This window comes from Streptacidiphilus sp. P02-A3a, assembly GCF_014084105.1.
In the GTDB taxonomy this organism is placed as follows: domain Bacteria; phylum Actinomycetota; class Actinomycetes; order Streptomycetales; family Streptomycetaceae; genus Streptacidiphilus.
In genome coordinates this window covers 1,718,668-1,741,747 of the sequence record NZ_CP048289.1, presented here as the reverse complement: position 1 = coordinate 1,741,747, position 23,080 = coordinate 1,718,668, and the positions used below count along the sequence as shown (strand labels likewise).

Here is a 23,080-nt window from a genome sequence, read left to right as displayed (position 1 = left end):
CAGGATCTCATGAACGGCAGACGGCCCGCGCTGCCCTTTTCCGGGCGCGGGCCGTCGGCGGCGGGGGCGGGGCCGGGTCAGTCCTGGTGGTAGTCCTTGCCGAGGGTGACCAGCAGGTCCACCGACTGCGGGGTGGTGACCTTCCTCACGGCGCTCGTCGGCAGATTGAGGTCCTCGGCGAGCTGCTGGGCGTCGTTGGCGCGGGCCGGGTCGGTGTAGGTGATGGTCGAGGCGGCCTGGACCGGGGCGGTGGCCTGGCCGGGGACCCAGGTGTAGCCGTTGTTGGTGATGGCGGCGGCGGCCAGGTTGGCGTCGTTGGCCACGCCGGTGGCGTTGACCACGGACACCCGGGCGGCGACGGCGGTGCCGCTGCCGCTGGAGACGTTGCCGCCGAGCAGCTGCTGGACGACGGTCCCGGCGCCCGCGCCGGGTGAGCCGTCGGCCTGCACCGGCAGGGTCACCGTCTGGAAGTGCCCGGCGTTGGCGTCGGTGGAGAGGGTGGCCAGCAGCGCGCCGAGGGTGGCGTCGGGCAGCGAGGGGTCGGCGACCTCGCCCATCGCGGTGATGTCGGCGGCGGCCGAGGTCGGGTCCTGCGGCATGGCCTTGATCAGCGCCTCCAGCACCTGGCCGTAGCGGGCCAGCTGCGCGCCCGCGCCCTCGCCCTTGGCCTGATAGGTGGCGTAGGCGATGGCGGCGGCGCCGTTCAGGGTGGCCGTGCCCGGGCTGACGACCACCTTGCCGCCCTGGCTGATGGTGGTGTTGGAGTCGAGGGTGATCCCGTTCAGCCGGTCCACCAACACCTGCAGGAACGAGGTGTACAGGCCCCAGCTGGCGCTGATGTCGCTGCCCAGCACGGTGTTCAGGCCGGTCCGGATCGCCGAGTTGCCCTGGGTGTCGACGCTGCCGGCGAGCTGCACCATGGCGCCGCCGCCGTCCGGCGGGATCACCAGCGTGCCCGGGACCAGCAGCGTCGAGCCCTTGTGCGTGCCCGCGTCGGAGACCAGCAGGGCGGTGTACACGTGGTCGGCGGAGTCGTGCAGGTGCACCGCGATCTCCTCGCGGCCGGTGGCCGCCGCGACCGCGTGGCCGGAGCCGAAGAGCTTGCCGTCGGCCCACAGGTAGCCGACGCCGCCGACGGCGACCAGCAGCAGCACCACGCCGAGGACCAGTGCCCGGCCGCGCAGCCGGCGGCGGCGCTCGTCGCGGCGCTCGCCCCGGGTCTCGCTGAACTTCATCCAGTCGATGACGTCGGCGGACTCCTCGGCGTCCTCGACGAAGGCGAACTCCTCCTCCCGGTAGCCGTCGTCCCCGGGGGCCACGGGGGCACCGGGGGCACCGGGGGCACCGCCGGGGGCCGCGGCGGGCCGCTGCCGCTGCGGCGGGACCGGCCGGGGCGGCGGCGCGGCGGCGGGCTGGGTGACCGTGTACTGGTCGGCCGTGTACCGGCCGGGGGCCTGCGGCGCGGCCGGGTACTGGCCGGTGTCGTAGCCGCCGGTGCGGTACGGGTCGGCGTAGCCGGGCCGGGCCTGCGGCGGCGGCGCCACCGGCGGCGGCTCGGCCTGCGGCTGGTACGGGTAGTCGCCGTACTCGTAGCCGCCGTACCCGGGCTCGGCGTACTGCTGCTGCTGGTAGCCGTAGCCGCCGGGCGCGGCCGGGGGCTGCTGCGGGTACCCGGGCTGCTGCTGGTAGTCCGGCTGCTGCGGGTAGTCCGGCTGGTCCGGCTGGGCGTAGGGGGTCCGCGGGTACGTCTCGTATCCGGGTTCCTGCGGCGGGTACTGCTGCCAGTACTCGGGCGCCGGCTCCGCCGGCGGGTACTGCTGCCCGTCGTTGTCGGTCACGCCGCCCCTATTCCCTGCTCAGTCGCCGTACATGTGCTGGCCGCGCGGGTCACCCGTCGAGACCTCGGTAGAGCTTGCGCTTGTCGATGTAGCGCACCACCTCGTCCGGTACCAGGTACCAGATCGGCTCGTCCCGGGCGACGCGCTCGCGGCAGTCGGTGGAGGAGATGGCCAGCGCGGGCACCTCGACCAGGGACACGCCGCCGGCGGGCAGACCGGGGTCCGTCAAAGTGTGCCCTGGACGGGTCACTCCGATGAAGTGGGCGAGGTCGAACAGTTCCTCGGCGTTCCGCCAGGAGAAGATCTGCGACAGGGCGTCGGCGCCGGTGATGAAGAAGAGGTCGGCGTCGGCGTGCAGCGCGCGCAGCTCCCGCAGGGTGTCCGTGGTGTAGGTCGGGCCCTCGCGGTCGATGTCGATGCGGCTGACCGAGAACTGCGGGTTGGACATGGTCGCGACGACCGTCATCAGGTAGCGGTCCTCGGCGGCCGACACCGGGCGGCCGTCCTTCTGCCAGGGCGTGCCGGTCGGGACGAAGACGACTTCGTCCAGGTGGAACTGGCTCACCACCTCGCTGGCGGCGACCAGGTGGCCATGGTGGATCGGATCGAACGTTCCACCCATGACGCCGAGGCGCTTCTTCACGGGCACGTCCGCGGATTCAGCCTGCTCTCCCATGACCCGTCACTGTACGTGATCCGCAGGGGAATCGAACGCCCGGCCGTACCGGGTCGCTCGGCACGGCCGGGGCGCCACCCGGGTCAGCGGTCCTTGTTGAAGCGGGTCACCGCGAACAGCAGGATGAGGAAGACGCAGAACGCGCCGCCGCCGGTGACGATCGGGTTCAGGCTGGCGTGGCTGTCGCTGCCGTCCGCGAGCAGGGAAAGGACAGGGGCGACCGCAGGATGGCTCATCGTGGGGGACCTTCTGGCTCGGAGGGCTTCGGAGGCAGGTGGATGCCGGTCTTATCCCGCCCATGCTACGGGCAGCCGTCGCGCAACCGCACGGCGGCTCCACACGTCTGACACGACGTGTGCCCGAAGGCTGGTCCGGGCGGCGCGGTCAGTCCCGGTAGCCGCGCAGCAGGAAGAAGGCCATGAGGACGACACCCACGACCGAGACGATGACGATGGTGCGCAGGAACATGCCCGGGCCCGAGCCGTCGGAGATGGCGGCCAGCTGGTTCAGGGCGGTAGTGGTGCGCATGTGGTGTGGCTCCTTGTGGGGTGCGACCGGTACAGCTCAGGTTAGACCGCCGGGCACGGTGATCTTTCGCCGGGATCGCGGTGGCCTGACAGGGGTCGGGCGTACTGTGAGCGTCCAGGGGACGAGTGGCAGGGAAAAGGTACGGCGGGGGCCGGGCGCACGCACCGGAGGGCCGCCACTGATCGGGAGGACGCAGTCACATGACCCAAGCCAGTGAGAGCAGCGTACCGAGCCGCAACCGCAAGCGGTTCCCCGGCATTTCCACCCGGGCGTGGGAGCACCCCGCCGACCGCTCCGCGCTGGTGGCGCTGCGCAAGCTGAGCGGCTTCGACGAGATCCTGAAGAAGCTCGGCGGCATGGTCTCCGAGCGCGCGGTGCGGCTGATGTTCCTGGCCTCGGCGGTGCGCGCCTCCGAGCGGCAGTTCTCCCACCTGCACGACATGGTCCGGGACGCCGCGTACATCCTGGACCTGGAGAAGGTCCCGCCGCTGTACGTCACCCAGGACCCGGTGCCGAACGCCATGTGTATCGGCATGGACGCGCCGGTGATCGTGGTCACCACCTCGCTGGTCGAACTCCTCGACGAGGAGGAGATGCGCGCGGTCATCGGCCACGAGGTGGCCCACGCCATGTCCGGCCACGCCCTCTACCGGACGATGCTGCTGATCCTCACCAACATCGCCTCCAAGATCGCCTGGGTGCCGCTCGGCAACATCGCCATCATGGCCGTCATCACCGCGCTCAAGGAGTGGTTCCGCAAGGCGGAGATCTCCTGCGACCGGGCCGGGCTGCTGGTCGGCCAGGACCCGCAGGCCTCGATGCGCGGCCTGATGAAGCTGGCGGGCGGCCACCACCTGCACGAGATGAACACCGACGCGATGCTGGAGCAGGCGGAGGAGTACGACCGGGCCGGGGACCTCCGGGACAGCGTGATAAAGCTGCTCCAGGTGCTGCCGCAGACCCACCCGTTCGTGGCAGTGCGGGTGCGCCAGATCAAGCAGTGGTCGGAGGGCGAGGAGTACAGCTCGATCATGGCCGGTGCCTACCCGCGCCGGGACACCGACGCGGACGCCTCGGTCACCGACCAGGTGAAGGCGGCGGCGGACTCCTACGCGCAGTCCTTCAAGGACACCAGGGACCCGCTGATGGGCCTGATCCGGGACGTCGCGGGCGGCGCGGGCGACTTCGGCGGCAAGCTGCGGGACGTCTTCGCGGGCAACCGGTCCGGGTCCGGAGCCGGGTCCGGAGCCGGTTCCGGCAACGGCTCGGAGGAGGGCCCGGCGGGCGAGGGCCCGCAGGACTCCGCGCCGGGCGCCGCGCCCAGCGAGGGCTGACCGTTCGGCGGGGGCTCCGGGCCGGGGCGGCTCAGCCCGTTCCGGCCTGGGGCAGGTCGTGCTGGAGCGTCGGTCCGGACAGCACGCCGCAGACGTCCCAGGCCGGGCGGTTCTGGTCGAAGGGGTCGACGCTGGGGCCGGGCGTGGGCGCGGCCTCCGGCGCGGCGGTGGCCTTCGCGGTGGCGGCGCCGGGGCGCTTGCCCGACACCGGGGCGGCCGGAGTGGCCGACGCGGTCGGGAACAGCGGCTGGAGGTAGGCGCTGTTGTCCGCGTCACAGGAGGTCGGCCCGGCCTGGACCACCGACTCGACCAGCTCGGTCTGGTAGGCGTTCAGGTCGTCGGCGGTGAACCAGTAGGTGATCGCCCGGCGGACGGTGTAGAGCACGATCGGCGGCTGCTCGGTCGCGGCGGCACTCGGGTTCGCCGAGGCGCCGGAGCCCGCGGCGGGGCCGGTGGCGGAGCCCGCGGAGAGGCTCGCGGACGGGCTCGCGGCGGGCGAGACCGTGGGCGACGGCGACGGTGTGGCCGACGAGGCGGCGGGGGCCGGGCTCAGCGCGTAGACGAAGGTGAAGTCACTGGTGATCTCCAGCGTCCCCGAGTTCAGCTGCTCGACGTGGAGCTTGCCGCTCACCCGGATCCCCTCCGGCTCGACCAGCCGGACCTTGGACGGGTCGAACCGGACCAGCCAGCCGGTCGCGTCGTGCTGCTGGTCGTCGCGCGGCTGCGACAGGCTCTGGTCGAACTGCGCGCGCTGGCCGGGCGCGAGCATCTGCCTGATCACCCCGGTGCTGCCCTTGGCACTGCTGAGCACCTGCGGGTCCAGCGAGGACGCGTCCAGGTAGTTGTAGACGATCTTCAGCGCCCGCAGCACCTGGTCGCTGCTGAAGTCGGAGGTGTGATGCGGGAACGGCAGCAGGATCCCGGCGCCGCCGATCGCGTAGTCCTCGACCGCGGTCCCGGCGTAGGGGCCCGGGTCCTGCGCGGCGGCGGAGGCCGAGGCGGAGGCGGAGGCCGACGCGGCGGCCGAGCCCGAGGCGGAGGCGGTCGGGGCGGCGGTGCCGGTGGGGACCCGCGCGCCGGTGGGGATGCCGCCCGCGCCCGGTTGCAGCGGGACGACCATCATGCTGAGCTGCGCCGGGCTGGCGGTGGAGTCGGTGTAGGGGTGCCTGGAGCCCATGTAGACGGCCGCCGCGAAAGCCAGCGACACCAGCAGCATCAGCGCCAGCGCCTGGCGCGGCAGGCCCCCGCCGGTCCCGGACCGCGAGCCGCGCCGCCGGATCGGCGGGCTTCCGGCGGACATCCGCTCCCGGGCGGAGAACTCCTGTATCCGGGCAGCACGAATGAACGACTCGTCGAATACGACAGGTCGGAAATCATCGTCTCCCCCGGAACCGCCCTCGGGCGTACCCGGAGGGGGCTCTTCCCGGCCACCCATGCTCCAAGGGTAAGTCGCCATGGCGAGAGTGCGGAGCCCCAGGGGTCAAGTTCTGCTGTGGATTTGACCTTGGTCACACAGCCGGACCGGAAATCTGCGACCCGACGATGACAGTTAGTCAGCAGATGAGTCGCAAACCGGACAAAACCCTACAAATCACAAACCGTCAGGTGTGGACCGGTGCCGCCGTCGCGGTGGGCGCCTGGGCGGGCTTCTGCGCCGTACCGGTGCCCCGGCTGACCGCGGCCACGGCCACCAGGATCGCCAGCACACCCAGCACCACCAGCATCAACTGCGCCACCGCCCGCTGCCAGCGGCCGGGCAGCGCCTGGTGCCGCCCCCGGGCCGGGGAGACCCACCACCGCGAGCGCACCGACTTGCGCGGGTAGGCGCTGCCGAAACCGCCCCCATGGGGCAGCGCCGCCTGCCGCTCCCGCGCGGAGGGTTCATGGATCAGCGCGGCGCGGACGAAGCGCTCGTCCAGCACCAGTGTCGCGAACTCGTCATCCGCCCCGCCACCGTGATTGGCACTGCCGGCGTCATAGCCTTCGGAATACACGGAGCCCCCGCTTCTCTCGGCAAAGCTGCCTCGGGTATAGAAGCAGCGTAATGCCGCACCGCCGCTTTGTCTGTGGCTCCACGTAGCCGCCCCCGGGATCAGCCCCGCACGTGGCCGTCACCGATGACCACGTACTTGGTCGAGGTCAGCTCCGGCAGGCCCATCGGGCCACGGGCGTGCAGCTTCTGGGTGGAGATGCCGATCTCCGCGCCGAAGCCGAACTGGCCGCCGTCGGTGAACCGGGTGGAGGCGTTGACGGCGACCGCGGCCGAGTCCACCAACTGAGTGAACCGGCGCGCGGCCGACTGCGAACCGGTGACGATCGCCTCGGTGTGGCCGGAGGACCAGCGCCGGATGTGCGCCACGGCGTCGTCCAGCGAGTCCACCACCCCAGCGGCGATGTCGTAGGAGAGGTACTCGGTCTCCCAGTCCTCCGCCGTCACCGGCACCAGCACCGCCTTGGAGCCGTTGGCTTCGGCGCAGCGGAGCACCCGCTCGTCGGCGTGGACGGTCACCCCCGCCTCGGCCAGCGCCGCCAGCGCCGCGGGCAGGAAGGCCTCGGCGATGTCCTGGTGCACCAGCAGCGTCTCCGCCGAGTTGCACACGCTCGGACGGGAGGCCTTGGAGTTGATCAGGATCTCCACCGCCATCGCCACGTCGGCCACCGCGTCGACGTAGACGTGGCAGTTGCCGGTGCCGGTCTCGATCACCGGGACGGTGGACTGCTCGACCACGGTGCGGATCAGCGACGCGCCGCCGCGCGGGATCAGCACGTCCACCAGGCCGCGCGCCCGCATCAGCTCCTGCACCGACTCCCGGCTCTCCCCCGGCACCAGCTGCACGGCGTCGGCGGGCAGCGTCGCCCCCGCCCGTCCGCCACCGCCCTGGTCCGAGCCCCCGCTGATGGCGTCGCGCAGGACCTCGACCAGCTTCCGGTTGGAGGCGTAGGCCGAGGAGGAGCCGCGCAGCAGCACCGCGTTGCCGGACTTCAGGCAGAGCGCGGCGGCGTCCACGGTGACGTTGGGGCGGGCCTCGTAGATGATGCCGACCACGCCCAGCGGCACCCGTACCTGGCGCAGGTCGAGGCCGTTCGGCAGGGTCGAGCCCCGGACCAGCTCGCCGACCGGGTCGGGCAGCCCGGCGACATGCCGCACGTCGGCGGCGATGGCGGCGACCCGCTCCCGGTTCAGCGTCAGCCGGTCCACCACGGACGGGCTGGTGCCCGCGGCCTCCGCCCGGGCGACGTCCTCGGCGTTGGCCGCGACGATCTCCTCGGTACGGGCGACCAGGGCGTCGGCGATGGCGAGCAGCGCAGCGTCCTTCGAGGCGCGCGGCAGCGGCGCGAGCTCGGCGGCGGCGGCCCTGGCCCGGCGCGCGGCCAGCAGCACCGGCGACTGCGGCGGCGCTGGCACGGCCTGCGGAGTGCTGCTCGACAGGGTGGCGGGGTCGGGAGAGCTGCTCATGCGGCAAAGCCTAGTCGGCCGGACCGACACCCTGCCGACCGTCTCAGAACCAAGGGTCAGAAGGGGTGCACGCCGCCGACGAAGGCGGGCGACTCGCCGTAGCCCTCGGCGATCCGCTTGTGGTAGGTCGTCCGGTCCACCACCTCCAGGCCGACGATCTCCCAGGGCGGCAGCTTGGCGCTGGCCTTGTGCTCGCCCCAGAGCCGCAGCGCCATCGCGGCGGCGTCGTGCAGGTCCTCGGCCTGCTCCCAGTAGCGGATCTCACCGTGGTCGGTGGCGTAGCGCGCGGTCAGGAAGGGGGTGTGGTCGTGCGCCAGCTGCTCCAGCCCGCGCTTGAGCTCGGGCAGCGGCACCGGCGCCCCGGCCACGCTGAGCACCACGTGCCACAGCCGGGCCCGGTCGGCCGCGTCGTCCCGGGGCAGCCTGGTCACGCCGCGTTGGCCGGAGGTCCGCCCGTCGGCGGCCTGCCCGCCGGGGGCGGGTTGTGGTGCGCCGACGGCGGACGCGCTGCCCGACGCGCCCCCGTCGATACTGGTGAGTACCGGATCCGCTGCCCCCACGGGTCGCACACCCTGGCGCCTGCGCCCCATCGGCGGCCTCCTGTCGGTGATGTTCTCCGCTGCCCGATCGACCCCCCGCTCCACCGTCGCCGCCGGTCAGGCCGTCCCCGGGGCGGAGGGCAGCACGACGAGGTCGTCTCGGTGCACCACCTCACGCTCATACGCGGGGCCCAACTCCCGTGCCAGGTCCCGCGAAGACCGCCCCAGGAGCAGGGGAAGCTCTCGCACATCAAAGTTGACCAGCCCACGCGCGATGATGTTGCCGTTTTCATCAAGAAGGTCCACCGGATCACCGGCGGCGAACTCCCCTTCGACTCCGGTGACCCCCGCCGCGAGCAGCGAACTGTGCCGCTCCACCACCGCCCGGACCGCGCCCCCGTCCAGGCGGACCGCACCACGTGGCGCGCTGGCGTGCTCCAGCCACAGCAGCCGGTCGGCCGAACGTCGGCCGGTGCGGTGGAACAGGGTTCCGGTCTCCCGTCCGGCGAGCGCGTCGGCGGCGTGGCGGGCGGCGGTGAGCACCACCGGGATGCCCGCGCCGGTGGCGATCCGGGCCGCCTCGACCTTGGTGACCATGCCGCCGGTGCCGACCCCGGCCTTGCCGGCGCTGCCGATGACCACGCCCTCCAGGTCCTGCGGGCCGTGCACCTGGTCGATCCGGCTGGTGCCCGGCTTGCTCGGGTCGCCGTCGTACAGGCCGTCGACGTCCGAGAGCAGGACCAGCAGGTCGGCCCGGACCAGGTGGGCGACCAGCGCGGCGAGCCGGTCGTTGTCACCGAACTTGATCTCGGCGGTGGCGACGGTGTCGTTCTCGTTGACGACCGGGACCGCGCCCATCGCCAGCAGCTGCTCCAGGGTGCGGAAGGCGTTGCGGTAGTGCTCCCGGCGGCTGGCGTCCTCGGCGGTCAGCAGCACCTGGCCGACCCGCAGCCCGTAGCGGGCGAAGGAGGCGGTGTAGCGGGCCATCAGCAGGCCCTGCCCGACGCTGGCCGCCGCTTGCTGCCGGGCCAGGTCCTTCGGCCTGCGGTCCAGGCCGAGCGGGGCCAGGCCGGCGGCGATGGCGCCCGAGGACACCAGCACCACCTCGGTCGCCCGGCCCCGGCGGTCGGCCAGGACGTCCACCAGCGCGTCGACGCGGTCGGCGTCGAGCCCGCCGGAGGCCGTGGTCAGCGAGGAGGACCCCACCTTGACCACGATGCGGCGCGCGCTGAGGACGTCCTCGCGCAGGGTGCCTGTCACCGGATTGCTCCCCACTTCGAGTTGGTCCGTCGATCGAGCGGCAATCTACGCGAAACCGGCCGACCGCTTCACCGGGGTTTCAGCTGGCGGACGCCGTCCGCACGGCTCCGGTGGCCGCGTCCAGCTCGGCGAGCAGCTCGGCCCGGCGGGCGTCGTCGACGAAGGAGGCCAGGAAGGAGTTCCGGGCCAGCAGCGCCAGTTGATCGTCGCTCAGGCCGAGGGAGGCACGCAGGCCCTGGACGTTGTCCTCGACATAGCCGCCGAAGTACGACGGGTCGTCCGAGTTGACGGTGACCAGCAGCCCGGCCTCCAGCATCGCGGGCAGCGGGTGGTCCGCCAGCGTGTCCACGCAGCGCAGCCGGACGTTGGAGAACGGGCAGACCGTGAGCGGCACCTGCTCCGCGACCAGCCGCTCCACCAGTGCCGGGTCCTCCATGCAGCGGATGCCGTGGTCGATCCGCTCCACACCGAGGACGTCCAGCGCCTCGGTGATGTACTCCGGCGGGCCCTCCTCGCCCGCGTGGGCGACCAGCCGCAGTCCGGCGGCCCGCGCCGCCGCGTAGACCTCGGCGAACTTGGCCGGCGGGTGGCCGACCTCGGCCGAGTCCAGGCCGACGGCGGCGATGCTGTCCAGGTAGGGACCGGCGTCGGCGAGGGTCTTCAGCGCGTCCTCGGCGGGCAGGTCGCGCAGGAAGCTGAGGATCAGCCGGGTGGAGACGCCGAAGCGCTCCCGGCTGCTCTCCAGCGACCGGGCGAGGCCCCGGATGACGGTGCCGATGTCGACTCCGCGCCCGGTGTGGGCCTGCGGGTCGAAGAAGATCTCGGCGTGCCGGACGCCCTGCTCGGCGGCCCGCGCCAGGTAGCCGTCGGCCAGGTCGGTGAAGTCCTGCTCGGTCAGCAGCACCGCCGTGAGCTGGTAGTACAGGTCGAGGAAGGACTGCAGGTCGGTGAACGCGTAGGCCGCGCGCAGCTCGTCAGGACCGGCGTAGGGCAGGTCGATCCGGTTGCGCTCGGCCAGCGCGAAGGCCAGCTCGGGTTCGAGGGTGCCCTCGATGTGGAGGTGCAGCTCGGCCTTGGGAAGCGGGTGACGCATGTTCAGAAGTCCTCGTCGGGTTCGATCTCGCGGCGCGGCATCGGGTCGAATCGGGCGTACTCGGTGGCCGCGTCGTCGCGGACCAGCTCGCGCTGGCGGCGGCGGGTGACGGCGTCGCGCGGGCTCTCGAAGCGGTGGTCCTCGCCGCGGCGGCCGAGCATCTCGGCGCCGGCGGCCATGCTCGGCTCCCAGTCGAAGACCACGGCGTTCTCCGTGGCGCCGATGACGACGGTGTCGCCCTCCTTGGCGCCCGCCTTGGCCAGCTCCACCTCGACGCCGAGCCGGGCCAGCCGGTCGGCCAGGTAGCCCACGGCCTCGTCGTTGGAGAAGTCGGTCTGCTTGATCCAGCGCTCGGGCTTGCTGCCGACGATCCGGTACAGGTCCTCGGCCGGGTCGTAGCTGACGCTGAAGCCCGCGTCGTCCACGGCGGTGGGCCGCAGCACCACCCGGGTGGCCTCCTCGACCGGCTTGGCGGCGCGGGCCTCGGCGACGATCCGGGCGAGCGCGAAGCTGAGCTCGCGCAGGCCCTTGCGGGCGGTCGCGGAGACGTCGTAGACCTCGTAGCCGCGTTCCTCCAGCGAGGCGCGGGTGATGTCGGCGAGGTCCTGGCCGTCGGGGATGTCGGTCTTGTTGAGGGCCACCAGTCGCGGCCGGTCCTCCAGGCCGCCGTACAGGGACAGTTCGGTCTCGATCATGTCGAGGTCGGACAACGGGTCGCGGTCGGTCTCCAGCGTGGCGCAGTCCAGCACGTGCACCAGCACCGAGCAGCGCTCGACGTGGCGCAGGAACTCCAGGCCGAGGCCCTTGCCCTGGCTGGCGCCGGGGATCAGCCCGGGGACGTCGGCGATGGTGTAGACGGTGTCCCCGGCGGTGACCACGCCCAGGTTGGGGATCAGGGTGGTGAACGGGTAGTCCGCGATCTTCGGCTTGGCCGCCGAGAGCACTGAGATCAGCGAGGACTTGCCCGCGCTGGGGTAGCCGACCAGCGCGACGTCGGCGACGGACTTGAGCTCCAGCACGATGTCGCGGGCCTCGCCGGGCTCGCCGAGCAGCGCGAAGCCGGGGGCCTTGCGGCGGGCCGAGGACAGCGCGGAGTTGCCGAGGCCGCCCCGGCCGCCGGCGGCGACCACGAAGCTGGTGCCGTTGCCGACCAGGTCGGCCAGCACGCTGCCGTCCTGGGCCAGCACCACGGTGCCGTCCGGGACCGGCAGCACCAGGTCGAAGCCCTCGCCACCGGTGCGGTGATCGCCCGCGCCGGGCTTGCCGTTGCCGGCCCGGCGGTGCGGCGTGTGGTGGTAGTCGAGCAGCGTGGTGACCTGCGGGTCGACGACCAGGGTGACGTCGCCGCCGCTGCCGCCGTTGCCGCCGTCGGGGCCGCCGAGCGGCTTGAACTTCTCCCGGTGCACGGAGGCGCAGCCATGGCCCCCGTTACCCGCGGCGACGTGCAGTTCGACGCGGTCCACGAAGGTGGTCATGGTGTTGGTGCCTCTCGATCGGGAGTGGATTGCCTTGACAGTGTTCTGCCTGCGAAAACACCGAGGGTGGACCGGAATGTTCCGATCCACCCTCGATGTCACGTTGTCACACGCTGAACGGTCCTGCGGTCGGCCTGGATCAGGCCGCGACCGGGACGACGTTCACGACGCGGCGGCCACGGCGAGTACCGAACTCGACCGCACCGGCGTTGAGCGCGAACAGGGTGTCGTCGCTGCCGCGACCGACACCGGCACCCGGGTGGAAGTGGGTGCCGCGCTGGCGGACGATGATCTCGCCGGCGTTGACCTGCTGGCCGCCGAAACGCTTGACGCCGAGGCGCTGTGCGTTGGAGTCACGACCGTTACGGGTAGAGCTTGCGCCCTTCTTGTGAGCCATCTCCCCTTGCCCCTTACTTCGACGAGTCGATGCTGGTCACGCGGAGCGCGGTGTGGCGCTGACGGTGGCCCATGCGCTTGCGGTAACCGGTCTTGTTCTTGTACTTCATGATGTTGATCTTCTCGCCCTTGTGGTGGTCGACCACCTCGGCGCGAACCTTCACACCGGCCAGGACCCACGGGTCGCTGGTGACCGCGTCACCGTCGACGATCAGGATCGTCGCAAGCTCAACCGTCTCGCCAACCTTGGCGTCGACCTTGTCGGCCTCGAAAACATCGCCGACAGCAACCTTGTGCTGCCGACCGCCGCTACGCACGATCGCGTACACCGCGAACCCACTTCCACTCGATCGGAGCCCCTGACGCCAGCCTCCCCGCGCGAAACGGCAAGGGGCCTCCCCCGGGCGCGAGGCTCGGGAGGGATGTGCTCAGGAGCGGGGCGTGACACTGCCGAATGCAAAGCACGCCGAGGGTCAAGGCTACGGACCGCGAGGCCCCGGGTCAAACCAGCACCGAACCGGCCCAGCGGGGACAGCGGTGCAGGCCGGAGGGGGTGCGGACGGCGCTGCCCGCCGGTCCTGGGAGGACCTGCGGGCAGCGTCGGCGCGCGGTACCGCTGTCAGTCGGCCACGGGCGCGTCGGGGGCGTCCCCGGCTGCGGCCTTCTTCGTGGTGCGCTTGGCGGCGGTCTTCTTGGCCGTGGTCTTCTTGGCGGCCGTCTTCTTGGCGGCGGCCTTCTTGGCCGGGGCGCCCTCGGCCGCCGTCTTCTTGGCAGCGGCCTTGCGCGGGGCGCGCTTGCGCGGCGCGACGGGCTCCTCCGCCGCCTCGGCGGCCTCCGTCACCTCGGCGGGCGCGGTGGCCTCGGCCACCGGCTGCTCCGGCTGCTGCGACTGCTCTGCCTGCTCCACCTGCTCCGCGTCGACGGCGACCGGCTCGGCGACCGGCGCCGACTCGGTGATCTCCGCGCCCTCGTCCGCCGGGTCCTCCGGGCGGAACGGGACGACCACGATCGCCGCCTCCGGCTGCGCGGCCGGAGGACCGGCCGGGGAGGTGGCCTTGCGGACCGCGCGACGGCGGGTCCGCGCCGGGCGGGCGGAGGCCTCGATCATGGCCTCGGCCAGTTCCTCGGCCTCGGCCTGCACCGCCGCGTCCAGCGGCGCCGGGGGCTCGACGGTCTCGACCACCGCGGCCGCCACGACCGGCTCGGGCTCGGTGGCCACGATCTCCAGGTCGTCGACGTCCTCGCTGGTCAGCCCGTGCGCCACCAGCTCGTCGGCCAGACCCTCCAGGCCCGCCTCGTGCTCGTGGTCGTGGTCGTGCTCGTGGTCGTGGTCGAACTCCGGCGTCTCGGCAGCGTCCCCGCCGCGTCCGCGCCGACGGCGCTTGCCGCCGTTGCCGACTGCCGCGGCCTCCTCCGGCTTCGGGCCGGAGAAACCCTTCGGCGGCGGCGGGGCCTGCTCCATGTGGACGATGACGCCGCGCCCGTTGCAGTGCACGCAGGTCTCGGAGAAGGACTCCAACAGCCCCTGGCCGACCCGCTTGCGGGTCATCTGCACCAGGCCCAGCGAGGTGACCTCGGCCACCTGGTGCTTGGTCCGGTCCCGGCCCAGGCACTCCAGCAGCCGCCGCAGCACCAGGTCGCGGTTGGACTCCAGCACCATGTCGATGAAGTCGATCACGATGATGCCGCCGAGGTCGCGCAGCCGCAGCTGGCGGACGATCTCCTCGGCCGCCTCGATGTTGTTGCGGGTGACCGTCTCCTCCAGGTTGCCGCCCTGGCCGGTGAACTTGCCGGTGTTGACGTCGACGACGATCATCGCCTCGGTCTTGTCGATCACCAGCGAACCACCGCTGGGCAGCCACACCTTGCGGTCCAGCGCCTTCATCAGCTGCTCGTCGATGCGGTACGTCGCGAAGACGTCCACCTCGGAGGTCCACCGCTGGAGCCGGGGCACCAGGTCCGGGGCGACCCCGGCGACGTACTCGTGGATGGTCTCCCAGGCGGTGTCGCCGGAGACGATGACCTTGGTGAAGTCCTCGTTGAAGATGTCGCGGACGACCCGGACGGTCATGTCCGGCTCGCCGTAGAGCAGGGTCGGCGCGTTGCCGCTGCTGACCTTCTTCTGGATGTCCTCCCACTGCTGCTGTAGCCGCTGGACGTCGCGGGTCAGCTCCTCCTCCGAGGCGCCCTCGGCGGCGGTGCGGACGATGACGCCCGCGTCGTCGGGGACGATCTTCTTGAGGATGTTCTTCAGCCGGGCCCGCTCGGTGTCCGGCAGCTTGCGGCTGATACCGGTCATCGAGCCCTCGGGCACGTACACCAGGTAGCGGCCGGGCAGCGAGATCTGGCTGGTCAGCCGGGCGCCCTTGTGGCCGATCGGGTCCTTGGAGACCTGGACCAGCACCGAGGAGCCGGACTTGAGCACCGACTCGATCCGGCGCGGGCCGCCCTTGACGCCGAGCGCCTGGAAGTTGACCTCACCGGCGTAGAGCACCGCGTTGCGGCCCTTGCCGATGTCGATGAAGGCGGCCTCCATCGACGGCAGCACGTTCTGCACCTTGCCCAGGTACACGTTGCCGACGTAGGAGGTGGCCTGCTCCTTGTTGACGTAGTGCTCGACCAGCACGCCGTCCTCCAGGACGCCGATCTGGGTGCGCTCGCCCGACTGGCGGACCACCATCACCCGCTCGACGGCCTCGCGGCGGGCCAGGAACTCGGCCTCGGTGATGATCGGCACCCGGCGGCGGCCCTGCTCGCGGCCCTCGCGGCGGCGCTGCTTCTTGGCTTCGAGCCGGGTCGAACCCTTGATCGACTGGACCTCGTCCGGGTCGAACGGGATGTCCGCCGAGGCCGCGGCGGAGACGCTGCGCCGACGCGGCTCGCGGACCTTGACCACGGTGCGCTCCGGGTCGTCGGCGGCCAGACCGGTCTCGGCCTCGGCCGCGGAGTCCCCGCTGCGACGGCGACGGCGCCGACGGCGGCGGCTGGACGCCGACAGCGCCTCGCCGAGCTCGTCACTCTCGTCCTCCTCGTCCTCGTGGACGTCCTCGTGCGGCTCACCGGCCGGGTTCTGCTGCTCGTCGGCGGCGGGCTCGAACTCGTCGCCCTCGCCCCGGCGGCGGCGACGGCCACCGCGACGGCGGCGGCGCGAGGAACGGCCGTCCTGGTCGCCGAGGTACTCCGGCCGGTCCTGCGGCTCCTGCGGGTCCTCGGCCTCGTCGCCCTCCTCGGGCTCCTCCTCGTCCAGCTCGGGCTGGGGGGCCGGGGCCTCGAAGGCGGGCACGGCGGAGACCGCGCGGCGGCGGTTCCGGCGGCGGCCGGTGGGCTCCTCCTCGGCGGGCTCCTCGGCCGCGACCGGGGCCGGGGCCTCGACCGGGCGCGGCGGCTCGGCGCCGAGCGGGGTACGGCCGGAGGACAGCTGGAAGACGGCGGGCGCGGTCGGGGCGGCGGGCGCGGAGCTGCGGCGGACCCGGCGCGCGGGCGCCTCCTCGACGGCCTCGGCCTCGGCCTCGACCGGCTCGGCCGGGGCGGTGGGCGCGGCGACCGGCGCGGTGGCGCGGCGACGGGTGCGGCGGCGCTCCTCGAACGGCTCGTCACCCTCGGCGCGGACGTCCGCGCGCTCCTCCGAACGGGTGACGGCGGCGGGCGGCGTGAAGGCGGCGACCGGGGCGGCGGGGCGCGCCGCGACGACGATCTCGGCGGGCTCCTCGAACACCGGGGCCTGGAAGATCGCGGTGGACGGCCGCACGGCACGACGGCGGGTGCGGTGCCCGGAGGGCTCCTCCACCGGCTGCGCGGGCGCGGGCGGCTCAGCGGCGGCCTGTACGGCGGCGGGGGCCTCGGCGGGCTGCTCCTCGGCCTCCGGCTCCTCGACCGGCTCCTCCACCGGGGTGGCCACGGCCTCGGCGGCGGCCGGCTCCGGCAGCTGGATCTCGGTCTGCACCGGCTCGGCGACGGCCTTCTTGCGGGTGCGGCGGGCGCGCTTGACCGGCTCGGCGGCAGCGGGCTGCTCCGCCTCGGGGGCGACGGCGACGGGCTCGGCGACCGGCTCGGCGACGGCCGGGGCCTCGGCGGCGGGCTCAGCGGCGACCGGCTCGGCGACCGGCTCGGCCTTCTTGCGGGTGCGGCGGGCACGCTTCACCGGCTCGGCGGCGGTGGGCTGCTCCGACTGGCCCTCGGCGGGCGCGGCAGCGGCCTCGGCACCGGCGCCCTCGGGCGCGTCGGCCACCGGCGGACCGGCCGGGCGGCTGGCCGCGCGGCGGCGGCGCGGGGCGGCCTTGGGCGCCGCCCCCTCGGCGAGATCGCCCTCGGCGACCTTCGGTTCGTTCGTTTCGTTCTGTTCGTTGATATCAGGCATCCGGGCGGTTCTCCCGTTCATGCCCCCGGGCGCCACGCTCCAGGGCGGGCGCCGCACAGGGGCTCACGTGTGTAGATCAGCGGTCCGCAGCGCGGTTCCGCTGAAAAGTCTTCTGGTCTGGCCAGTCTTCAGATCTTGGTTGCGCCGAGCCGTACCAGTCGGGGTACGGCCGGGTGTCCGGGCCCCGGGTGGCTCCCGGGGCCCCGCACCAGCGCAGTGGGGCTCCGCGACGACGAGCCGCGATGCACCAGCGGTGCAGTGCGCGGGCCAGACCGGCCGACCGCCGCCTACACGGGCTGCGGCTCGGCCGCCTCGGAGGGCAGGGCCTCTGCCGCGCCACGGTCGGGCGCGAACGGGTCGGTCACCGCACCGGACTCCGCGTCTAGCGGCCCCTGCGCCAGCCTGGTCGCCCCAGCGGGGACCGGCAGCGCCAGGTCGGCCGTCACGCGAAGACCGGACAGGACGTCATCGGGTCGGACGGCGGGTGTTGCGTGCCGAACAACCAGCCGCAGTATCGCACAGCCACGGCCTGCGGGGATATCGGTACTACTTTCAGGTAGCCCCGGGATACCGGCGCCGACCTGCGATTCGGCCAGTTCCAGGGACACCACCGCGCCGCGCGCGTCGAACGTGCGAATGCCGTTCTTGGTCTGCCGCTGGACCTCTACGGACTCCTGGGCGAGGAAGGCGGCCACGGCCGCCCGGACCTCGTCCGGGTCCGCGCCGTCCAGCCGGAGCTCCCAGATCGAGGCCTCCAGCCGCTCGGTGAAGTTCGGGGTGCGCACCTCGACCGCGTCGGTGATGTCCAGCCCGATCGGCAGTGACTCGTCCAGCTGCGCCCGCAGCTGCTCCGGGTCGCGGTGGGCGCTGAGCGCCAGCTCCACGTACTCGGCCTCGCTGGCGGCGCCGGTGGGAACGGCGTTGGCGAAGCTGATCCGGGGGTGCGGCGAGAAGCCCGCCGAGTACGCCATCGGCACGGCCGAGCGGCGCAGCGCGCGCTCAAGCGCGCGCTGGAAGTCGCGGTGGCTGGTGAAGCGCAGCCGACCGCGCTTGGTGTAGCGCAAGCGGATGCGCTGCACCACCGGTGCGGGCGGCGGACCGTCGGGCGTGCGGCGTGCCAGTGCGCTCAGTCCTTCGGGAGGAGGGGCATGTGTACTCCTCCAAGGGTACGCGGCCCGGGCATGTCCGCTGTCCGGGCCGGCTCTGTCGGTGCCCGGCGCTAGGGTGCGGGCGATGGGCAGGATCCGACGAGACGGGGAGACCTCGCATGATCGGCAAGCTTCAGGCCTTTGCACTCGACTGTCCCGACCCGGCGGCGCTGGCCGCCTTCTACGCGGAGCTGGTCGGCGGCCGGGTGGTCGACGACGGCTCCGAATGGGTGGAGCTGGAGGGCACCGTGCTGGCCTTCCAGCGGGTCGCCGACTACCGCCCGCCGTCCTGGCCGGGCCAGGAACAGCCGCAGCAGGCCCACCTCGACATCCACGTCGGCGACCTGGACACCGGGCAGGCCCAGGTGCTGGCGCTGGGCGCGACCCTGCTGGAGGACTTCGGGGGCAGCAAGGGCTGGCGGGTCTTCGCCGACCCGGCCGGGCACCCGTTCTGCCTCTGCCGGGCGTGACGGCGGGGCGACCGGGCCGCGGCGTGCCCCCTCCCCACTTCCTTCCGGGGGAAGGACTTCCTATCGGGGAAAGCCGGGGCGGAACCTTACGGTCCGCCTGAATGTGGGCGCTTCTCCTGACGGTCTGCGGGCAACCTCGGCGGCGGCCATGTCCGCGACACGCAGTGTTCGCCCGGCCGCCGCCTGATGGTTGGCTCGGACAACCTCTCGACGGGCCACAGTGCGGTGCGCCGCACCGCGCACCCGCCTCAGAGAGAGCCCACGGCACCATGGATCAGCAATCGCAGCAGTCCCCCGAGCAGGTCTCCGACGGCGACACCGGTCTCAGCCGACGCACCTTCATGGCCGCCTCCGCCGGTGCCGCCGCTGTCGGTGTCCCGGCCGTCGGCGCCATCGCCGGGGCGAGCTCGGCCGCCGCCACCACCCCGGCCGCCGCCAAGGCCCAGGCCGCCGCGCACCACGCGCCCAAGCTGACCCGCACCATCCAGGACGCCAAGCACATCGTGGTGCTGATGCAGGAGAACCGCAGCTTCGACCACTACTACGGCACGCTGCGCGGGGTGCGCGGCTTCGGTGACCAGGCCACCATCGAACTCGCGGGCGGCTACAGCGTGTTCGACCAGCCGAACGGCGGCGGTCGGCAGTACCCGTGGGCGTTCAGCTCCACCAGCCCGGCCGGCGGCGCCGACCCGGAGCGGCTGGCGCAGTGCAACGGCGACCTCGCGCACAGCTGGTCCGACCAGCACAACGCTTGGAACGACGGCAAGTTGGACTCCTGGGTGGCGGCCAAGGGCAACGTCAGGACGCTGGGCCACCTACAGCGCGCGGACATCCCGTTCCACTACGCGCTGGCCGACAACTGGACCATCTGCGACGCCTACCACTGCTCGATCCTCAGTGCGACCGGCCCCAACCGCACCTACCTGTGGAGCGGCATGATCGACCCGGCCGGTACCGCGGGCGGTCCGGCGTACAACGGCGGCGACGAGTCGGGCCTGAAGTGGCAGACCTACGCGGAGGCGCTGCAGAACGCGGGGGTGACCTGGAAGGTCTACCAGAACGCGAACGACAACTTCGGCGACAACGGCTTGGCGTACTTCAGCCAGTTCACCTCGGCCCCGGCCAGCAGCCCGCTGGCCTCGCTGGGCATGGGCAGCGTCCCGCCCGCCACCGGCCGCACCCCGGACGACATCGCCGCCGCGATCCGCGCCGACGTGCTCTCCGGGAACCTGCCGCAGGTCTCCTGGGTGGTCTCGGACCAGCAGAGCTCGGAGCACCCGTACGCGACCCCGCAGGACGGCGCGCACTTCGTGCACCTGGTGATGGACGCCCTGAACGCCGACCCGGACGTCTTCAACTCGACCGTGCTGTTCCTCAACTACGACGAGAACGACGGCTTCTTCGACCACGTGCCGCCGCCCGCCGCCGCGGCCGGGACCGCCGGGGAGTTCTACTCCGGCCAGAACATCGGCCTCGGCTTCCGGGTCCCGATGACCGTCATCTCCCCCTGGAGCCGCGGTGGTTGGGTTAACTCCGAGGTCTTCGACCACACATCGGTGATCCGCTTCCTGGAGGTCTGGACGAAGGCCATCGGCAAGCCCGCGGTCTGCCCGAACATCAGCGACTGGCGCCGCGCCGTCTGCGGCGACCTGACCAGCACGCTCGACTTCACCAAGCCGGTCTTCGGCATGCCGCAGCTCCCGGACACCACGGCCACCATCGGCCTCGCCGCCTGCGGCCCGCTGCCGAACCCGTCGCCGACGGACAACGCGCTGCCGGTGCAGGAGCCGGGCACCCGCCCGGCCCGGGCGCTGCCCTACCAGCCGAACGCCAACCTGAGCTCGTACGCGTTCGGTTCCGGTGGTTCGGCGCAGGTCTGGATCGCCATGGACAACCTCGGCGCGCAGGCCCGCAACGCCGCCCACTTCGCCATCTACGCCAACGCCTTCCGCGGTGGCGGCCCGTGGCAGTACACGGTGCCCGCCGCCGGTACGGTCAGCGACTTCTTCAACGTCGGCACCGGCTACGGCGACGGCTCGTACGACCTGACGGTCACCGGCCCCAACCGCTTCCTGCGGCGCTTCCAGGGCAACGCCACCACGGCGAGCGCGAAGCTCGCGGTGACCGCCGACTACCAGGGCACGGGCCTGCGCTTCACCCTCGCCAACACCGGTACCTCGATCGCGGTGTTCACCGTCACACCCAACAACTACCAGACCGGCAAGGCGGTCCAGTACGTGGTGAAGCCGGGCCGCGACAGCCGTCACAGCATCGAGGTCCACGGCTCGGCCCACGGCTGGTACGACGTCACCCTCACCTGCGACCTGGACCCGACCTGGTCCCAGCGCTACACCGGCCACATCGAGAACGGCCGCACCAGCGTCAGCGGCTGACGTAGCGTCACCTTCCGCACCCGCGGGGCTCCGGGCGTGACCGGATGCTCCCGGGTGGGGATTGACCTGTCGACAGACGGTGCGTAGCGTTGTCGGCGCATCGGTAGTCGATACGTTGAACGGGGGGCGTTCATGGCTGTCGGCGGGTCGGCGTCGTTCCCCGGCCGCCGCCGCGCGGGGCAACTCCGGCGGAAGGCCTGGCTGTTGCCGCTCGGGGAGCTGCTCACCGCCGGTGTCGTACGCGGTGGTGCGGCCGTGCGCGAGGAGAACGAGGCGACCGTCTGATGGCCGAGGAGGCCGAGCCGCACGCGATCAGCGTCCATCTGGACCGGCTGCTCGCCGAGCGCGGGCTGACCCTGGTGGAGCTGTCGGAGCTGGTCGGGGTGACCCCGGTGAACCTCTCCGTCCTGAAGAACGGCCGCGCCCGGGCGATCCGCTTCTCCACCCTGGGCAGGCTCTGCGAAGCCCTGGACTGCACCCCCGGCGACCTGCTGACGCACGCCCCCGCCCCCGAGCCCGCCTCCGCCCTCGAACCCGAGGATCACGCGTGAACTCCTTCCTGCCCTCCCTGTTCGAGATACCGCCCGCGCCCGTCGCGCGGCGGACGCTGCGCCTCTACGGGCGGTACGACGTCGCGTTGCTCGGTCCCGAGGAGTTTCTCGACGCCGTGGCCGACCACTTCTGGCCCCAGGCCGCGCCGGTGGCCACGGTGCCCGGCATGCCGCTGGTCGAGTTGCTGCGGGGCCGGTCGCGGCCGTCCGCGCTCACCGGGCACGAGCAGCAGCCGATCACCCTGCACCACGCGCCCGACGGCGATGCCCCCGACTCCAACGAGGGCATCCACTACCCGACCGCGGCGGGCGTCGACCGGCTGGTCGCCGACCCGCGCACCGGCAGCTTCGTCGCGGTGTCCGGCTCCCGGATCCAGGTCGTGAACGCGGACGCCGAGCTGGGCCTGCGCGACGCCCTGCGAGTGGTCGAACAGCTGGTCAGCACGGGGTTCGAGGCCGAGGGCGTGCACACGCTGCACGCGTCGGCCTTCGCCGTCGGCGGCGGGGCGGTGGCGGTGAGCGGACCGAAGGGGTCGGGCAGGACCACCACCACGCTGGCCGCCGTCGCGGCCGGAGCCCGACTGGTCGGCAACGAGCGGCTGTACGCGCGCACCGACGACGCGTCGACCACGGTCTGGGGCTGGACCGATCCGGTCCGGTTGGTCGACGCCGCCTCGGCGGCCAGGACCGTGCTCCCGCTGTCGCGGTACCTCTCCGGGGACGCGACCCGGCTGGCGCTCGGGCCGCTGCCGCTGGCCGCGGTGGTCGTTCCGCGGGTGGGCGCGGCCACGGTGCCGATCCGCTGCGAGGAGCTCGACCCCGCCGCCGGGCGCGCCGCGATCGGCGCGGAGGTGCTCCCACCGCGCGCCCGCTGGCTCGGGCTGGAGCCCCAGGCGGCACCGTCCGCCGCCACCCCGGTCGCGCCGCGCTACCTGCGGCTGTCGTACGGCCACCGCGACGCGGCAGCGGCGGCGGCGCTGCTGCTGGACGTCCTCGGCGCCCCCGCCCAGCCCGGGGCGCAGCCGCTCGTGGGTGGGCCGTTCGACGGACATGCCGGGGCATTCTAGGCCGCGCCCCGCGACAACCGGTCGAGAACGGCGTAAGCAGATGCTGTCGCGCACCAGCCCCGTACCGTGACGTGGCCAGGACAAATGAGCGCACAACCCTCCGACAGGGAGCACGCGATGACGACCACATCGACCGGAAACGCCGACTGGGCGAGCGCGGGAACCGCCAGCGACCCGTTCACCGTCACCAGCGTCTCGTTCGATCCGCAGCCCCCGGTCAAGGGGCAGTCCCTGACCGTGACGCTGAACGGGACCCTCAACCAGAACCTCACCGGCGGACAGGTCCACATCACGGCCAAGTACGGACTCGTGACCGTCTTCAGGCGGTCCTCGCCGCTCGTCGCCGCTCAGCCCGGCAACTACACCGCACAGGCCGTGCTCGACATCACCAGTGACTCGCCCAGCGGCACGTACAACGTGAACCTGACGCTCACCGACCAGGACAACCAGGAGATCGCCGGGGTCAACGCCCGGTTCTCCCTCACCTGAGAGCGGGCC

Annotated in this window: 22 protein-coding genes; 7 read left to right on the top strand and 15 right to left on the bottom strand. The window is 72.7% G+C overall.

What is annotated here, in order from left to right; all coding sequences use genetic code 11:
* Positions 1-77: 77 nt before the first annotated feature.
* The 4 genes from GXP74_RS07945 to GXP74_RS07930 form a co-directional block, all read right to left on the bottom strand.
* On the bottom strand, positions 78-1,838 hold the full coding sequence (locus GXP74_RS07945; protein WP_182450689.1) for an LCP family protein: 1,761 nt from the start codon (positions 1,836-1,838) through the stop codon (positions 78-80).
* Between the two features lie 49 nt (positions 1,839-1,887).
* Positions 1,888-2,514: a nicotinate-nucleotide adenylyltransferase gene (gene nadD, locus GXP74_RS07940; RefSeq protein ID WP_182450688.1), complete on the bottom strand. Its 627-nt coding sequence runs from the start codon at positions 2,512-2,514 to the stop codon at positions 1,888-1,890.
* An 83-nt stretch (positions 2,515-2,597) separates the two neighbouring features.
* Complete coding sequence (locus tag GXP74_RS07935) at positions 2,598-2,750, bottom strand: hypothetical protein (protein ID WP_182450687.1); 153 nt, start codon at positions 2,748-2,750, stop codon at positions 2,598-2,600.
* Between the two features lie 148 nt (positions 2,751-2,898).
* A complete protein-coding gene (locus GXP74_RS07930) occupies positions 2,899-3,042 on the bottom strand; it encodes a hypothetical protein (protein WP_182450686.1) in 144 nt (47 codons plus the stop codon).
* A gap of 200 nt (positions 3,043-3,242) precedes the next feature.
* On the opposite strand from GXP74_RS07930, the gene GXP74_RS07925 reads away from it, so the two are divergent.
* Positions 3,243-4,376, top strand: a complete 1,134-nt coding sequence (locus GXP74_RS07925) for a M48 family metallopeptidase (RefSeq protein WP_182450685.1) — start codon at positions 3,243-3,245, stop codon at positions 4,374-4,376.
* A 31-nt stretch (positions 4,377-4,407) separates the two neighbouring features.
* Here the strand turns inward: GXP74_RS07925 and GXP74_RS07920 are convergent, their stop codons facing one another.
* From GXP74_RS07920 to GXP74_RS07870, 11 genes are all read right to left on the bottom strand, one after another.
* Entirely contained in the window at positions 4,408-5,676 is a 1,269-nt protein-coding gene (locus tag GXP74_RS07920) for a hypothetical protein (protein ID WP_182450684.1), read from the bottom strand.
* Between the two features lie 301 nt (positions 5,677-5,977).
* Positions 5,978-6,370, bottom strand: coding sequence for a hypothetical protein (locus tag GXP74_RS07915; RefSeq protein WP_182450683.1), 393 nt, complete (start codon positions 6,368-6,370; stop codon positions 5,978-5,980).
* Between the two features lie 98 nt (positions 6,371-6,468).
* The gene (locus tag GXP74_RS07910; RefSeq protein WP_182450682.1) at positions 6,469-7,833 is read right to left on the bottom strand and encodes a glutamate-5-semialdehyde dehydrogenase; all 1,365 of its coding nucleotides are present in this window, start codon (positions 7,831-7,833) and stop codon (positions 6,469-6,471) included.
* A gap of 56 nt (positions 7,834-7,889) precedes the next feature.
* Positions 7,890-8,423, bottom strand: coding sequence for a hypothetical protein (locus GXP74_RS07905; RefSeq protein ID WP_182450681.1), 534 nt, complete (start codon positions 8,421-8,423; stop codon positions 7,890-7,892).
* Positions 8,424-8,489: 66 nt separating this feature from the next.
* A complete protein-coding gene (proB, locus tag GXP74_RS07900; RefSeq protein WP_182450680.1) occupies positions 8,490-9,632 on the bottom strand; it encodes a glutamate 5-kinase in 1,143 nt (380 codons plus the stop codon).
* A gap of 79 nt (positions 9,633-9,711) precedes the next feature.
* Positions 9,712-10,725: an adenosine deaminase gene (locus tag GXP74_RS07895; RefSeq protein ID WP_182450679.1), complete on the bottom strand. Its 1,014-nt coding sequence runs from the start codon at positions 10,723-10,725 to the stop codon at positions 9,712-9,714.
* Positions 10,726-10,727: 2 nt separating this feature from the next.
* Positions 10,728-12,200 carry a GTPase ObgE gene (gene obgE / locus GXP74_RS07890; protein WP_182450678.1) on the bottom strand — a complete coding sequence of 491 codons (1,473 nt, stop codon included), beginning with the start codon at positions 12,198-12,200 and terminating at the stop codon, positions 10,728-10,730.
* A gap of 139 nt (positions 12,201-12,339) precedes the next feature.
* Positions 12,340-12,597 (bottom strand): 50S ribosomal protein L27, encoded by a 258-nt coding sequence (gene rpmA, locus GXP74_RS07885; RefSeq protein WP_182450677.1) that lies wholly within the window; start codon positions 12,595-12,597, stop codon positions 12,340-12,342.
* Between the two features lie 13 nt (positions 12,598-12,610).
* Positions 12,611-12,925, bottom strand: a complete 315-nt coding sequence (rplU, locus tag GXP74_RS07880; RefSeq protein ID WP_182450676.1) for a 50S ribosomal protein L21 — start codon at positions 12,923-12,925, stop codon at positions 12,611-12,613.
* A 290-nt stretch (positions 12,926-13,215) separates the two neighbouring features.
* The gene (locus GXP74_RS07875; RefSeq protein WP_182450675.1) at positions 13,216-16,953 is read right to left on the bottom strand and encodes an Rne/Rng family ribonuclease; all 3,738 of its coding nucleotides are present in this window, start codon (positions 16,951-16,953) and stop codon (positions 13,216-13,218) included.
* Between the two features lie 287 nt (positions 16,954-17,240).
* Positions 17,241-18,032 carry a TIGR03936 family radical SAM-associated protein gene (locus tag GXP74_RS07870; RefSeq protein WP_182450674.1) on the bottom strand — a complete coding sequence of 264 codons (792 nt, stop codon included), beginning with the start codon at positions 18,030-18,032 and terminating at the stop codon, positions 17,241-17,243.
* A gap of 188 nt (positions 18,033-18,220) precedes the next feature.
* Between GXP74_RS07870 and GXP74_RS07865 the strand changes: the two genes are divergently transcribed.
* From GXP74_RS07865 to GXP74_RS07840, 6 genes are all read left to right on the top strand, one after another.
* Positions 18,221-18,571, top strand: a complete 351-nt coding sequence (locus GXP74_RS07865; protein ID WP_182450673.1) for a VOC family protein — start codon at positions 18,221-18,223, stop codon at positions 18,569-18,571.
* 269 nt (positions 18,572-18,840) lie between these two features.
* Complete coding sequence (locus tag GXP74_RS07860; protein ID WP_225447784.1) at positions 18,841-20,964, top strand: phosphocholine-specific phospholipase C; 2,124 nt, start codon at positions 18,841-18,843, stop codon at positions 20,962-20,964.
* Positions 20,965-21,096: 132 nt separating this feature from the next.
* Positions 21,097-21,249: a hypothetical protein gene (locus tag GXP74_RS07855; protein WP_182450672.1), complete on the top strand. Its 153-nt coding sequence runs from the start codon at positions 21,097-21,099 to the stop codon at positions 21,247-21,249.
* Entirely contained in the window at positions 21,249-21,515 is a 267-nt protein-coding gene (locus tag GXP74_RS07850; RefSeq protein ID WP_182450671.1) for a helix-turn-helix transcriptional regulator, read from the top strand. The genes GXP74_RS07855 and GXP74_RS07850 overlap by 1 nt, the downstream gene beginning before the upstream one ends.
* On the top strand, positions 21,512-22,582 hold the full coding sequence (locus tag GXP74_RS07845) for a hypothetical protein (protein ID WP_182450670.1): 1,071 nt from the start codon (positions 21,512-21,514) through the stop codon (positions 22,580-22,582). Before GXP74_RS07850 ends, GXP74_RS07845 begins: the two co-directional genes overlap by 4 nt.
* Before the next feature lie 117 nt (positions 22,583-22,699).
* Complete coding sequence (locus GXP74_RS07840; protein WP_182450669.1) at positions 22,700-23,071, top strand: ML domain-containing protein; 372 nt, start codon at positions 22,700-22,702, stop codon at positions 23,069-23,071.
* Positions 23,072-23,080: the final 9 nt, after the last annotated feature.

Coding starts and splice junctions, on each gene's coding strand:
- nadD (WP_182450688.1), bottom strand. CDS start 2,514: ATGGGAGAGCAGGCTGAATCCGCGGACGTGCCCGTGAAGAAGCGCCTC.
- GXP74_RS07935 (WP_182450687.1), bottom strand. CDS start 2,750: ATGAGCCATCCTGCGGTCGCCCCTGTCCTTTCCCTGCTCGCGGACGGC.
- GXP74_RS07930 (WP_182450686.1), bottom strand. CDS start 3,042: ATGCGCACCACTACCGCCCTGAACCAGCTGGCCGCCATCTCCGACGGC.
- GXP74_RS07925 (WP_182450685.1), top strand. CDS start 3,243: ATGACCCAAGCCAGTGAGAGCAGCGTACCGAGCCGCAACCGCAAGCGG.
- GXP74_RS07920 (WP_182450684.1), bottom strand. CDS start 5,676: ATGTCCGCCGGAAGCCCGCCGATCCGGCGGCGCGGCTCGCGGTCCGGG.
- GXP74_RS07910 (WP_182450682.1), bottom strand. CDS start 7,833: ATGAGCAGCTCTCCCGACCCCGCCACCCTGTCGAGCAGCACTCCGCAG.
- GXP74_RS07905 (WP_182450681.1), bottom strand. CDS start 8,423: ATGGGGCGCAGGCGCCAGGGTGTGCGACCCGTGGGGGCAGCGGATCCG.
- GXP74_RS07895 (WP_182450679.1), bottom strand. CDS start 10,725: ATGCGTCACCCGCTTCCCAAGGCCGAGCTGCACCTCCACATCGAGGGC.
- obgE (WP_182450678.1), bottom strand. CDS start 12,200: ATGACCACCTTCGTGGACCGCGTCGAACTGCACGTCGCCGCGGGTAAC.
- rpmA (WP_182450677.1), bottom strand. CDS start 12,597: ATGGCTCACAAGAAGGGCGCAAGCTCTACCCGTAACGGTCGTGACTCC.
- GXP74_RS07875 (WP_182450675.1), bottom strand. CDS start 16,953: ATGCCTGATATCAACGAACAGAACGAAACGAACGAACCGAAGGTCGCC.
- GXP74_RS07865 (WP_182450673.1), top strand. CDS start 18,221: ATGATCGGCAAGCTTCAGGCCTTTGCACTCGACTGTCCCGACCCGGCG.
- GXP74_RS07860 (WP_225447784.1), top strand. CDS start 18,841: ATGGATCAGCAATCGCAGCAGTCCCCCGAGCAGGTCTCCGACGGCGAC.
- GXP74_RS07855 (WP_182450672.1), top strand. CDS start 21,097: ATGGCTGTCGGCGGGTCGGCGTCGTTCCCCGGCCGCCGCCGCGCGGGG.
- GXP74_RS07850 (WP_182450671.1), top strand. CDS start 21,249: ATGGCCGAGGAGGCCGAGCCGCACGCGATCAGCGTCCATCTGGACCGG.
- GXP74_RS07840 (WP_182450669.1), top strand. CDS start 22,700: ATGACGACCACATCGACCGGAAACGCCGACTGGGCGAGCGCGGGAACC.